The 12,844-nt window shown below is 66.2% G+C and carries 10 protein-coding genes; 1 reads left to right on the top strand and 9 read right to left on the bottom strand.

Going from position 1 to position 12,844, the window contains the following annotated elements; genetic code table 11:
* Nucleotides 1–25 precede the first annotated feature (25 nt).
* The 6 genes from OVO38_RS07620 to OVO38_RS07595 all read right to left on the bottom strand — a co-directional run bounded on the left by OVO38_RS07620 (nucleotide 26) and on the right by OVO38_RS07595 (nucleotide 7,979).
* Complete coding sequence (locus OVO38_RS07620) at nucleotides 26–1,543, bottom strand: cell wall-binding repeat-containing protein (protein ID WP_267208137.1); 1,518 nt, start codon at nucleotides 1,541–1,543, stop codon at nucleotides 26–28.
* Between the two features lie 41 nt (nucleotides 1,544–1,584).
* The gene (locus tag OVO38_RS07615) at nucleotides 1,585–2,601 is read right to left on the bottom strand and encodes a 3-isopropylmalate dehydrogenase (protein WP_267208136.1); all 1,017 of its coding nucleotides are present in this window, start codon (nucleotides 2,599–2,601) and stop codon (nucleotides 1,585–1,587) included.
* A gap of 113 nt (nucleotides 2,602–2,714) precedes the next feature.
* On the bottom strand, nucleotides 2,715–4,298 hold the full coding sequence (gene serA, locus OVO38_RS07610; RefSeq protein ID WP_095536905.1) for a phosphoglycerate dehydrogenase: 1,584 nt from the start codon (nucleotides 4,296–4,298) through the stop codon (nucleotides 2,715–2,717).
* A gap of 87 nt (nucleotides 4,299–4,385) precedes the next feature.
* The gene (locus OVO38_RS07605) at nucleotides 4,386–5,249 is read right to left on the bottom strand and encodes a hypothetical protein (protein ID WP_095536906.1); all 864 of its coding nucleotides are present in this window, start codon (nucleotides 5,247–5,249) and stop codon (nucleotides 4,386–4,388) included.
* Nucleotides 5,227–7,062 (bottom strand): DUF262 domain-containing protein, encoded by a 1,836-nt coding sequence (locus OVO38_RS07600; RefSeq protein WP_095546340.1) that lies wholly within the window; start codon nucleotides 7,060–7,062, stop codon nucleotides 5,227–5,229. Before OVO38_RS07600 ends, OVO38_RS07605 begins: the two co-directional genes overlap by 23 nt.
* A gap of 20 nt (nucleotides 7,063–7,082) precedes the next feature.
* Nucleotides 7,083–7,979: a cation diffusion facilitator family transporter gene (locus OVO38_RS07595; RefSeq protein WP_267208135.1), complete on the bottom strand. Its 897-nt coding sequence runs from the start codon at nucleotides 7,977–7,979 to the stop codon at nucleotides 7,083–7,085.
* A gap of 303 nt (nucleotides 7,980–8,282) precedes the next feature.
* Here OVO38_RS07595 and OVO38_RS07590 point away from each other — a divergent pair, with 303 nt between their 5' ends.
* On the top strand, nucleotides 8,283–8,909 hold the full coding sequence (locus tag OVO38_RS07590) for a hypothetical protein (RefSeq protein ID WP_267208134.1): 627 nt from the start codon (nucleotides 8,283–8,285) through the stop codon (nucleotides 8,907–8,909).
* 92 nt (nucleotides 8,910–9,001) lie between these two features.
* Here the strand turns inward: OVO38_RS07590 and ilvC are convergent, their stop codons facing one another.
* The 3 genes from ilvC to OVO38_RS07575 all read right to left on the bottom strand — a co-directional run bounded on the left by ilvC (nucleotide 9,002) and on the right by OVO38_RS07575 (nucleotide 12,541).
* Nucleotides 9,002–10,015 (bottom strand): ketol-acid reductoisomerase, encoded by a 1,014-nt coding sequence (ilvC, locus tag OVO38_RS07585; protein ID WP_095276118.1) that lies wholly within the window; start codon nucleotides 10,013–10,015, stop codon nucleotides 9,002–9,004.
* 117 nt (nucleotides 10,016–10,132) lie between these two features.
* The gene (gene ilvN / locus OVO38_RS07580) at nucleotides 10,133–10,651 is read right to left on the bottom strand and encodes an acetolactate synthase small subunit (protein ID WP_095553055.1); all 519 of its coding nucleotides are present in this window, start codon (nucleotides 10,649–10,651) and stop codon (nucleotides 10,133–10,135) included.
* Nucleotides 10,652–12,541 (bottom strand): acetolactate synthase large subunit, encoded by a 1,890-nt coding sequence (locus tag OVO38_RS07575; RefSeq protein WP_095553056.1) that lies wholly within the window; start codon nucleotides 12,539–12,541, stop codon nucleotides 10,652–10,654.
* Nucleotides 12,542–12,844 lie beyond the last annotated feature (303 nt).

The raw sequence follows: 12,844 nt of genomic DNA, 5'->3' as shown, positions 1-12,844 counted from the left end.
GGGGCAGCGCACAATATCAGCGGCTTTACTGGTAGCTCACAAACCACGGGCGGGGCTGGACGTCGTTGAACGTCTGCTCCGGGCTGAAGGTCGGGGCGTCCTCGTCCAGGAAGTTCTTCCACGCCATGAAGAAGCGCGGGTTCAGGCCCTCCCGCAGCACGTTCCAGGTATCAAACTTCTGCCCCAGGTCGCCGTGCCCGTCGGCGTGCAGCACGTACGCGAGCTCGTCGCGGTCGGTGCGGATGTTCTGCCGGTCGGGGAACATCTGCACCTGGAATTGGTGCAGCACAAACGCCTTCTGCGGCAAGTTGTTGTCGCGCGTGAGGTCCGCGAGCCAATCGGCGACAACGTTGATCTCCTCGGCGGTGGCGGAGCCCACGCGGGACAGCGGCGCCTCGCCCGGGTTGAGCTTCCACTCGGCGTCGAGTGCAAGGCCGACGTTCGGTCGCTTCAGCAGCTCCTCGTACATCTGCACCTGGTGGAGGAAGTCGCCCTGGCCCGGTTGCAGGTCCAGTACGGCGTAGCCGCCCGCCTCCGTGATCGCGTCGATGTACGGCACGACAGATTCCACGGGCGCCTCGTTGGAGTAGTCACCGTCCTCGCCCGGCGAGTTGGACGCCACGGTCACGATGATCTCAAACGCCGGAATGACCGGTTCCCCGGCCAACGGCTGGTACTTGCTGGCGTAGTCCTTGGCCATCGCGGCAGCCTCTTGCGGCGGCTGCTCGCCCATCACTCCCAGCTCGGGGGCGAACGAGTGTCCATAGAGCGCGATCATCCTGCGCCCCGGGAACACCAGGCCGCCGCCGCCCGGCAGCTCGCCGTTGCCCGCCAGCTCCACGCGGCGCGCAAACGCATCGGTGCCGCCCCACTGCAGGCCAAGCGCGAGCGTGTCCTGGTCGGAGACGGTGCGCATGCTTTCCGACGTCACACGCGGATCCGGGTACGCCACCACCTGCACGTCAGCGCCTGCGGCGCGTGCCGTCGCGGCCGCCGCGCGCGAGGTCTCGGCGGTGGCGAGCATCGGCGGGAGCTCGCGCTCGCCCTTGTTCGGCGCATCGAGCGCGGCGATCGCGGCGACGTCCTGTTCCGGCGCGTCGCTCTGCACGGGCTCGGTGGCGTCGTCGGCGGTGTCCTGCGCGCCCGCACCGACCTCGATGACCTCGTCGGCGCCGAGCCGCTCCAGCTCCGCGCTCACCGCGTCGCCCGTCGCCGGGTAGCGCACGAGCATCGGCGCCCCCTTGTCCACGGCGAGCGCCGCCGCCTTCAGCTGGTCCTCACGCTTCGGGCCGGACACCACGGCGGTGTCGGCGGCGTCAAAAAGCCGGCGCGACACTTCGACGCCGGAGCCGTCGGCGTCGTCAATCGCCTCGGCACCATGCGTCTCCAGCTTGTCGGGCTGCGGCGAGGATGCCGCGCCGATGCCGCCCTCACCGCACGCGGTCAGGGCGAGGCTGGAGGCCAGCACTACGGCCAGCCCCACCGCCCCAATGACCTTCCTACGGGCTCGGTTCGTGCTGGCGGACATCGCGGGAACGCTCATACGGGAGTGCACCTTTCATCTGTCTAAAGCTGGCTGACAGATTACTGCAGTGCTGCCGCGATCCGGGTTCCGACCTCCTCGGTGCGCACCGCGCCGCCGTCGCGAGCAGCCACCTTATCCTCAACCGCGCGCTCAATCCGCGCGGCGTTCTCCTCATCGCCGAGGAAGCGCAGCATCATCGCCACGGAAAGAATCATCGCGGTCGGGTCCGCTATCCCCTGCCCCGCGATGTCCGGCGCCGACCCGTGCACCGGCTCGAACATGGAGGGGAACTCGCGCGCGGCGTTGATGTTGCCGGAACACGCCTGCCCCACGCCGCCCGTGATGGCGCCCGCAAGGTCCGTCAGGATGTCGCCGAACAGGTTGTCCGTCACGATCACGTCGTAGCGCGACGGATCATCCACCATGTAGATCGTGGCGGCGTCGATGTGGTTGTAGTCCACGTCGACCTCGGGAAACTCCGAAGCAAGCGTATCGACGACACGCTGCCACAACCCGCCCGCGTTCACCAGCACATTCGTCTTGTGCACCAGGGTGAGCTTCTTACGCCGCGTCATGGCCAGCTCGAAGGCGTAGCGCACCACGCGCTCCACGCCGAAGTAGGTGTTCTGGCTCACCTCGGAGGCCACCTCGTGGTCGGTGCCCTGGCGCAGCGTGCCACCGTTGCCGGCGTAGAGCCCCTCGGTGCCCTCGCGCACGACGACGAAGTCCACGTCGCCGGGGTTGGCCAGCGGGCTCGTCGACGTCGGGAACAACCGCGACGGGCGCAGATTGACGTAGTGGTCAAGCTTGAACCGCAGCGGCAGCAACAGACCGCGCTCCAGCACGCCCGCGGGGACGTTGGCTGGGTCGCCAACCGCCCCGAGAAGGATCGCGTCGTGCGACTTCAGGCTGTCCAGGTCCGCGTCCGTGAGCAGCTCGCCGTTGCGGAGGTAGCGGCGCGCGCCAAGGTCGTACTCGGTGGTCTCCACGTCGTTGCGGACAGCGCGGAGCACCTTGAGGCCCTCCGCCATGACTTCGGTCCCGATGCCGTCGCCAGCAATCACAGCCAGTTTCATTTTCTGAGATTCCTTTCCCACATATTGGACTACGGGATAGCGTAACAGCTCCGCCGGCGAAAAATCGGCGCTGCGCGGAAAAGGATTCAGGACCGAGTCCAGCCCGGAACGACCTAGTCCAGGTCGATCTGCAGCGCGGAGGCGCCGAGCTCCTGTGCAATCTCGTTGACCAGGGCCTCCGGCACCTCGGCCTCGACGCGCAGAATCAGGATTGCGCCATCGCCCTTGGACGCCTGCGTGAGCGCGGCGGCCTCGATATTGATGCCCTTGTTCCCCAGTTTGCTGCCCACCGTGCCCAGCGCACCGGGCGCGTCCGTGTACTGGAAGAACAGGTTGCGCCCCTGCGCGCGCATGTCCACGCCGCGGCCGTTGATGCGCACGATCTTCTCCACGCCCTCGAGGCCGGTGAGCGCGCCCGTGACCGAAACGGCGTTGCCCGCCGCAGAGACCACCTGGACCTCCAGCGCGCTGCGGTGCGCCCGCGCCTCCGTCTGCGTCTCCACCGAGTACTCCAGCCCGCGCGACTGCGCGATCTGCGGCGCGTTCACAAACGTCACCGGCTCATCAATGATGCCGGAGAACAGGCCGCGCACAGCGGACAGCCCCAGCGAATCAATCTGTTCCGTGGACAGCTCGCCGCGCGCGGTCACCTTCAGCGACGTCGGCGCGCCGTCCAGCAGCTCGCCGGCGATGAGGCCGAGCTTGCGCGACAGCTCGAGCCAGCGAGCGACCTCCTCGCCCACGCGGCCGCCGGTGATGTTCACCGCGTCGGCGACGAACTCGCCGGCCAAGGCCTTGAGTACCGAGTCCGCAACGTCCGTGCCCGCGCGGTCCTGCGCTTCCACCGTTGACGCGCCCAGGTGCGGAGTCACGACGACCTCGTCCAGGGCAAACAGCGGCGAGTCGGTGCACGGCTCGGTGGCGTACACGTCGAATCCGGCACCGCGGATGGGGCCGTTCACGATGGCGTCGGCAAGCGCCTGCTCATCCACCAGGCCGCCGCGGGCCGCGTTAATGAGGATCTGCCCCTCCTTCGCCTTGGAGAGCAGGTCCGCATTGAACATGCCCGCGGTCTCCTTCGTCTTCGGCAGGTGGATGGTGACGAAGTCGGCGCGCCCCATGAGCTCCTCCAGCTCCACGAGCTCAACGCCGAGCTGCGCGGCGCGCGCCGGATTCGCGTACGGGTCGTAGGCGATGACGGTGGTCTCGAACGCGCTGAGGCGCTGCGCAAAAAGCTGGCCGATGTGGCCGAAGCCGACGATGCCGACGGTCTTGCCAAAGACCTCAACGCCCTTGAACGACGAGCGCTTCCACTCGCCGTCGCGCAGCGTCTTGTCCGCCGCCGGGATTTGGCGCGCGGTGGACAGCAGCAGCGCGATCGCGTGCTCGCACGCGGAGTGGATGTTGGAGGTCGGCGCGTTGGCCACCATGACACCGCGCTCGGTCGCGGCGTCAATGTCTACGTTGTCCAGCCCAACGCCGGCGCGGCCGATGATCTTCAGGTTCGGCGCCGCCTGGATCACCTCGCGGTCCACGGTGGTGGCGGAGCGCACGAGCAGTGCGTTCGCTTCAGGCACCGCGGCGAGCAGCTCGTCGCGGTTCGGACCGTCGACCCAGCGCACCTCCACGGAGTCTCCAAGCGCTTCGACGGTTGATTGGGACAGCTTGTCTGCGATCAGCACGACCGGTTTGGACACTGGGGATCGTCTCCTGCGGTATTTCAATAAAGGAATAGGTACGGGGGTAACTTTAATGTCCGCAGGCACGCTTGTCTGCCATCCGCGCTAATATTTTTCTTCCGCCTGCATAATTCGCTCCGGAATGTCGCTCGCCGGCTCGAATTGCGTCCCGAGCGCAATGAGCGGTGCGTCCGCCAGGCCCGCCATCGCCAGCAGCGTGTCCTCGGATTCGCGGGGGTCCGGGTTGTCCACCATCGTGACCCGCGCGCCGAACGCCCGGGCGTTTGCAATCGAAGCAATTGACGACGCCCGCGTGGCCACCACCTGCGGCGCCATATCCGCATCGCGGCGCGAATGGACCGGGAACGGCTTCGCCACCGCGTTCGGCATCACCTGCGGCTCCGCCCAATTGGCGTGCAGCCACGTCGGCACCGACGTATCCAGGTCGGCGATCACCTCCTGCGCGTCCGCCGGGTCGTGCACGGGCCGTTCGTGGAACCGTACCGAGGTCATCTTGCCCAGCGCGTCGATCCCGCCCGGATCGCGGTAGACGCGCACGCTCCCGGACGCCGGCGCGATCGCCACATCGCCCACCGTGAGCAGCGTAAACGTTTTCAGACGCTTCACTTCCTGCGTGATCTGCCCGTGGTGATCTTCGTCGTAGACCAGCATCGGCGCGTGCGCGTACGCGGCAATCGACGCCGCCCGCAGCTGCGCCTCCACGCTGGAATCCGACACCACCAACGTCTCGGACGTGTTGAAGAAGTACTCGGAGCTGACAAGCCCGTTCGTGTCATCGAGTACTACCGGGTGATCATCAAACGCAGTGGAGACGTGCCGCGACTGATTCGCGGCCCGGGCCTGGTCCAACGGGGTACTTGTGTCCTCGCCCGCGCACCCGCCGACGGCGAGCGCCACGCAGCACATCGCCGCGGCGAGGCCCCGGCTAGCTTTCTGCTTCGCTGCCATTCTCCCCGTCTGCGTGATTGGTGCTGCAGGCGTCCACCGTGCGCGTACCGAGGGCCCCGAGGGCTCCGTCCAGGTCGCGGACGACCGGCTTGTCCAGCGCGTACTCGATGATGCCCACGAAACGGTCGCGGCGGTCATGGATAAAGCTGTTCCAGTCCGAGTTCAACAGGTCGGCCGGGCGGATCTCGTGGCCCTCCAGCATTGCGTCGAACTCTGCGTCGTCCATCAGGGACTTCGACTGCAGGCGCGGCAGGTAACGCTTCGGCTCGTTGTTCTCCATCACCACGTCGGTGCGCCGCCCCATCGGGGTGCGGTTGAGCACGGAGTCAGCCAGCTCCTCGGTCGCGCCGGCCTGCAGGCAGAACTCGCGCGGGAAGACGGTGTGGAAGCGCGGCTGCAGCTCGGCGATGGTGTCGCGGTTGAGCGGCTTCCCGGTGCGCCAGTCGAGCGCTCCGCGGGCCATCAGCAGGGAGTACAGCCCGCGGTACACACCGCTCTCCGCCGTCGCGGACTGCAGGCGGGACTCGTGGAACTGCGCGTCGCCCACGGTGCGCGGCACCTCGTCGGTGTCCCCGCGGACCCAGGGGGTGACCTCGGTGACGTCGAGGCCGGCGCGAATCGTCGGCGCGTGTGCGCCGTAGAGCTCGCCGAACACGCCGGACCAGTACCAACGATTGAGTCGGTCGCGCGGCTCCTTCTCGTCCAGCAGTCCGGGCTGCTCGGCCAGTCGCGCGAGGATGACGGCCAGCGGAATGATCTGCGAGGAGTACGGGACCTGGTCGATGGCCAGGATGCAGCGCTCCGCGAGGAACTCGGCAGCGGCAACGAAGGCATCGGCCAGCTCGTCGCAGTGGGTCAGGTAGTCGTGCAGCGAGATATTGAGGATGTCGCCGCGGTGCCCCACCGCGTTGCCCTTCCTGCTGGTGATCAGGAGCGACAGCCCACGCAGGAACTCGATGCGCCCGATCCCGTCCAGCGCCGGGTACAGGCGCAGCGTGCGTTCGATGTGCGCGAAGTGGTCGGCCAGGCGGAAGTTGGGGTCTTCAGTGGCGAATACGGCGGTGAGCAGCTCGAAGACATCCATCTGCACACCGGCGGAGTTGGCGTGCGCGAAGATCTGGCCGACGCCGATCTGCGAGGTTTCACGGTCAATCCGGATCACAGGCACGTCGTACGCCGGCAGCCAGCGCAGGACCTCGTTCTGGAAGGTCTTCACCGCGGCGCGCATCTCCGGGTCGTCCGTGTCGGCGGCCATATCAATGAGGAGGTCGTTGCCTTCCTTCCACAGCAGCATTGAAACGGGCACGACGCCGTGCGCCAACATGTCCTCGCGGGAGTGGATGCCCCCGTCGATCTGCGGGCCGAAGTGGGAGCGCACCTGACCGTCCGGGTCGACGGCAAAGACCGCTTCGACCGGCATCGGGTCGGCGGCCACCGCGGCGCGCACGTCGACGAAGAAGCGGCGACGGATGCGCCGGCCCAGGTAGTCCACCGTCGGGATCTCGCCGGCGCCCTTCAGGGCGTAGAAGAGCGAGGTGAGGCGCTGTTGGCCGTCGAGAAGCAAAAGCCCCGGCTCCCGATCCCCCGTCGTCAGACCGTCGAGCGGGCGCGGGCGGAAACGCATGGGCGCGTTTCGGGTGTCCAGGGCAAGGAAAGAACCGATGGGGTAACCGCGAAGCACTGAGGTGACCAGGGTGCGAATCCTGTCAACATCCCAGATGTATTCGCGCTGGAAGTCGGGCAACTGCAATTCGCCACGTTCAGCACGGGCGAACAAGTCCTTCAAGGAATAGCTTGGCGTTGTAAAACCCATGCCCCAACCTTAGAACGGAATCAGCAAACCTGCTCGTGCGATTCGTGCTCCGGGCGCTCGATCTGGATCGTGGAGTGCTCGATGCCCAGCTCGCGCAGGGCGTGCTGCACTGCATCTAAGAGCGGCCCACTATCCGTACCCGCCGCGCCGACCACGTGCACCGTAGCCAACACGTTCACGCCGTCGAGGCTCCAAAGGTGAAGGTCATGGATGTCTGCAACCCCCGCGGTCGCTCGCAGCGCCTCCTCCACCTCGGCGGTGCGGAAACCCTCCGGGACCTGTTCGAGGAGCACGCCAGCAGATTGGCGCATCAGCTGCCACGCCCGCGGCAGCACGAGCGCGGCGATGATGAGCGAGGCCACGGCGTCCGCCACGGCCACACCGGTTGCCATGACCACGATGCCCGCGACAATAACCGCGGCCGATCCCAGCAAGTCCACCAGCACGTGAAGGAACGCGCCGCGGACGTTGATCGAGTCGCCGCGGTGACCGTGCAGCACCCACGCCGAGATGCCGTTGGCCGCAAAACCGATGACGGCGATGAGAAGCATGGTCTCGCCGTGCACGTCGGCGGGTTCGCGGAGGCGACGGATCGCCTCAACGACAATCCACACAGAGATCGCGAGCACGAGCACCGCGTTGACCAGCGCCGCGAGCACCTCCACGCGCCGGTAGCCGTACGTTGCGTGGCGCGAGGCCTGTTTCCGCCCCACGAGCACCGCGAGAACGGCGATGATGAGCCCGGCGGCGTCGGAAAGCATGTGCATCGCGTCCGCCATGAGCGCCATGGACCCGGCGAGCCATCCCCCAACCAGCTCCGCAACGAAGACCGTGGCGGTGACGGCGAGCGCAACGAGGAGCGCGCGCAGCGGAGTATCGCTCGACGGGGCGTGATCGTGGTTGTGGTCGTGTGCCATAGCTCAATCCTAAGCTGCCACACAGTTAATGACAATTAAATGAAAACGGCTCCCGGTTTCAAAAAACACGCGGTGAGCAGGGCTCATTATCGACGCTACGCCCTCCCCACCCCACACAACCGTACAAGTTGCTGACTATTTGGGCGATGCCTCAACAACTTTTGCTACCGTTGATAGGCGCAATAGCACAATGGTCTCGAGCAGTGAGCCAATTTACGCAATGTTCATCCGCTCGCATGGGGCCACATACGAAAGGATACGACTATCACTTCCGCAAACCCGAACCCGAAGGATCCGAACCGCGTGGAGAAGGCCGCGAAGCACATCGGCGACCACGCACACGACGCAAAGGACAAGGTCGGCGAGACCTTCACCTCCGCAAAGGGCAAGGCTGGCGACGCTGTCGACGGCGTTCGCGGCACCGGCTCCACCACCGTGTCCAAGGCTGAGGGCACCACGAAGGCAACCTCCGGCACCACTGCAGCCGACGCCGGCAACGGCGGTGGCGGCTGGTGGAAGTGGCTGCTCGGCCTGATCGTCGCAGCTCTGCTGGTCTGGCTGCTGATCAGCCTCTTCAGCGGCGGCAGCGACGACTCGGACGGCGCTGCCGTCACCGAGACCTCCACCGTTGCTACGGAGACCACCAGCGAGACCGTCACCGCTGACCCGAGCGAGGACGCCACCGCGGGTGCCGGCGACGCAGCGGCTGACGCCACCGACAAGGCTGGCAATGCCGCAGGCGACGCAACCGACAAGGCTGGCGACCTCGCAGGCGACGCGAAGGACGCTGCAGGCGACGCGGCCGACAAGGCTGGCGAGGTTGCAGGCGACGCAACCGACAAGGCTGGCGACCTCGCGGGCGACGCGAAGGACGCTGCAGGCGACGCGGCCGACAAGGCCGGCGACGCTATCTCCGGCGCCACCAACTAGTTTCGCCACAGCGCAACACAACACCGCCCCAGCTCCTGGACTGACCAGGATGCTGGGGCGGTGTTTTCGTGCGGATGTTGTCGCGCGTGCGTCTACGCGGTCTCGTTCAGCGGGTTCTTCACCCAGGTCATCATGTCGCGCAGCTGCGCACCGGTCTTCTCAATTGGGTGCTCTGCAACCTTCGCGCGCAGGCCCTCGAGCTCCTTGTTGCCGCCTTCGACGTTGGCTACCAGGCGCTTGGTAAACTCGCCGGACTGAATGTCCTTCAGGATGTCGCGCATGCGATCCTTGGCACCCTCGTCGATCACGCGCGGGCCGGACAGGTAGCCGCCGAACTCTGCGGTGTCAGAGACGGAGTAGTTCATGTTGGCGATACCGCCCTCGTAGATGAGGTCCACGATCAGCTTCATCTCGTGCAGGCACTCGAAGTAGGCCATCTCCGGCTCGTAGCCGGCCTCGGTCAGCACCTCGAAACCCTTCATGATCAGGTCCTCCAGGCCGCCGCACAGGACTGCCTGCTCACCGAACAGGTCGGTGACGGTCTCCGCCTCGAACGTGGTCGGTATGACGCCCGCGCGTGCGCCGCCGATCGCGGCGGCGTAGGACAGCGCCAGCTCCTTGCCATTGCCGGTCGGGTCCTGCTCGACCGCGATCAGGCAGGGCACGCCCTTGCCGTCGACGTAGGTGCGGCGGACCAGGTGGCCCGGGCCCTTCGGCGCGACCATCGCAACAGTGATGGTGTCGGCCGGATCGATCAGCTTGAAGTGGATGTTCAGGCCGTGGCCGAAGAACAGCGCGTCGCCGTCCTTCAGGTTCGGCTCGATGTCCTTGCTAAAGATTTCTGCCTGCGAGGTATCCGGGGCCAGCAGCATGATCACGTCGGCCCACGCCGCGGCGTCCGCGTTGGTCTTGACCTCAAAGCCGGCCTCCTGGGCCTTCGCGGCGGACTTGGAGCCCTCGCGCAGGCCGACGACCACCTCAACGCCGGACTCGCGCAGGTTCTGCGCGTGGGCGTGGCCCTGGGAGCCGTAACCGATGATGGCGACCTTCTTGCCCTGGATGATGGACAGGTCCGCGTCGTTGTCGTACAGAACGTCAATTGCCATGAGTGAAACACTCACCTTTCCTATTATATGGGACGGCCATTTCATATTATGGCATAGATTTGAGTTTATGTGGGGATTATGTGGCGTCGGCAAGCGATTGCTTCTTTACGCCACCGCCTACCCCTTCGTCGGCGCCATCGTCTTCGGGCCGCGGCTCAGCGCGACGTTTCCCGAGCGGACGAGCTCCTTGATGCCGAAGGTCTCCATCAGCTCCAAGAAGGCCTTGAGTTTCTCCGGCGAACCCGTGGCCTCGATGACCACGGACTCCGGCGACACGTCGACGATGTGGGCGCGGAAGATGTTCGCCGCGTCCACCACCTGCGGGCGGTTCTGGTTCGTCGTGGCCACCTTGACCAGCATGAGCTGGCGCGCGATCATCGAGTCGTCTTCCAGGCGCGCGACCTTGAGCACTTGAACCAGCTTGTGCAGCTGCTTCGTGATCTGCTCGATGGCGTACTCGGACGCGTCGACAACGATGGTCAGGCGGTTAATGCCCTCGGTCTCCGTCTTCGCCGACACGAGCGAAACCAGGTTGTAGCCGCGACGGGTAAACAGCGCGGTGACGCGGGTGATGATGCCGTCGACGTCCAGCACCAGCACCGACAGCGTGTTGCGAGAAATGGTTTGGTCAGACATCTACTTTCCCTCCTGGGTGGTGGTATCGGCAGCCTCTGTAGCTTCTACGGCCTCGATGGCCTCGTTGATCGCCTCCGGGGTCTCCCCTGCGGACTCCTCCATGTCGAAGAACGGGCGCATGCCCAGGGCGTACTGCATATCGGAATTCGACGCGCCGGCCGCGATCATCGGCCACACCTGCGCGTCCTCGCCGACGATGAACTCGACGACGACGGGCCGGTCGTTGATCTCGCGCGCCTTCTGAATCGCCGGCACGACATCTTCTTCCTTGGTCACACGGATCGCCTCCGCGCCGAGCGCCGTCGCCAACTGCACAAAGTCCGGCACGTACATTTCCTCACCGCCGAGCTTGGTGTGGGAGTAGTGGCCGTCGTAGAACAACGTCTGCCACTGGCGAACCATGCCGAGGTTGCCGTTATTGATCAGCGCCACCTTGAACGGGAAGCCCTCCATCGCGGCGGTGGTCAGCTCCTGGTTGGTCATCTGGAAGCAGCCGTCGCCGTCAATCGCCCACACCTCTTTATCCGGGCAGGCGACCTTCGCGCCGAGGGCCGCGGGCACCGCGAAGCCCATCGTGCCGAGGCCGCCGGAGTTGATCCAGTGCCGCGGCTGTTCAAAGTCAACAAACTGGGCCGACCACATTTGGTGCTGCCCCACGCCCGAGACGTAGATCGCGTCCGGCCCCACCGTCTTCGACAGCGTCTCAATCACAAACTGCGGCGAGAGCTTGCCGTCAGACTGCGGGTCGTAGCCGCGCGGGAAGCGCTCCTTCAAGTCGTTGAGGCGCGCGAGCCAATTGCTTATCGACGGCGCAGCATTCCTCTTCTCGTCCCTAAACGCATCGAACAGCTGGGACAGGACCTTCTTCGCGTCGCCCACGATCGGCACGTCCGCCTCGCGGATCTTGCCCACCTCGGCCGGGTCGATGTCGGCGTGGATGACCTTGGCGTAGGGGGCGAAGGTGCTGGTGTCGCCGGTGACGCGGTCGTCGAAACGCGTGCCGATGGCAATGAGCAAGTCCGCCTCCTGCAGAGCGCCGACCGCGGGGACGGATCCGTGCATGCCCGGCATGCCCATGTACAGCGGGTGCGACTGCGGGAACGCGCCCAGCGCCATGAGCGTGGTCACCACCGGGATGCCGGTGCGCTCCGCAAACGCGAGCAGCTCCTCGTGCGCGCCCGACTTCACCACGCCGCCGCCGATGTAGAGCACCGGGCGCTCCGAGGCGGCGATCAGCTTCGCCGCCTGCGCGATCTGCCGGTTGTGCGGCTTGGTGTTCGGCTTGTAGCCGGGCAGGTCCACCACCGGGGGCCACGCGAACTCGATCTCCGCGGCCTGCAGGTCCTTCGGAATGTCCACCAGGACCGGGCCCGGACGGCCCGTCGACGCGATGTGGTGCGCGGCGGCGATCGCCGCCGGGATGTCCTCGGCGCGGGTGACCATCAGGTTGTGCTTGGTAATCGGCATCGTGATGCCGCGAATGTCCGCCTCCTGGAAAGCGTCGGTGCCGATGAGCGGCGAGCCGACCTGGCCCGTAATCGCGATCATCGGGACGGAGTCCAGGTACGCGTCCGCGATCGCGGTGACCAGGTTCGTCGCGCCCGGGCCCGAGGTGGCCAGACACACGCCTACCTGGCCCGAGGCGACCGCGTACCCCTCCGCCGCGTGGCCGGCACCTTGCTCGTGGCGCACGAGCACGTGGCGCAGCTTCTCGGCCTGAAACAGGGCGTCGTAAAGCGGAAGGACCGCTCCCCCCGGCAACCCGAAGACGAACCGGGTGCCCAACTCCTCAAGACTTCGCACGACCGCGTCCGCGCCTGTGATTCGCTCCGGCTCGACGCTCGGCGCCGGTTGCGAGTTGCCGTCCGGCGCATTCGATGAAGCTGCCACGTTTCCAAACTCCTTGGGTCAATGTGTCGGTTGTGAGGGTGATCAAAACAAAAGCCCCCGGCGAGCACTTCTCGTGAGTGCTGTCGAGGGCGCTTGTGTCAGCGGCGTACGAAAACGAACCCGCTACGGCAAGCGCCGCGAGGGAATTCGTACTACTAGTCGCTGTGTGATCATGTGCGCTACGTTACACAGCCGGGCGGACTACCGCGCCGATTTCACTGATTAAAATTCACATCCCACTTTTTGGGAAGCCGCGCGAGTGTGACCGACGGCACCGTTCAGGCCCCCTGCCCCGGACTAAAC

The organism is Corynebacterium sp. Marseille-P8863, from assembly GCF_946902955.1.
GTDB classification, from domain to species: domain Bacteria; phylum Actinomycetota; class Actinomycetes; order Mycobacteriales; family Mycobacteriaceae; genus Corynebacterium; species Corynebacterium gottingense.
This window is presented reverse-complemented; position numbering and strand designations above follow the sequence as displayed.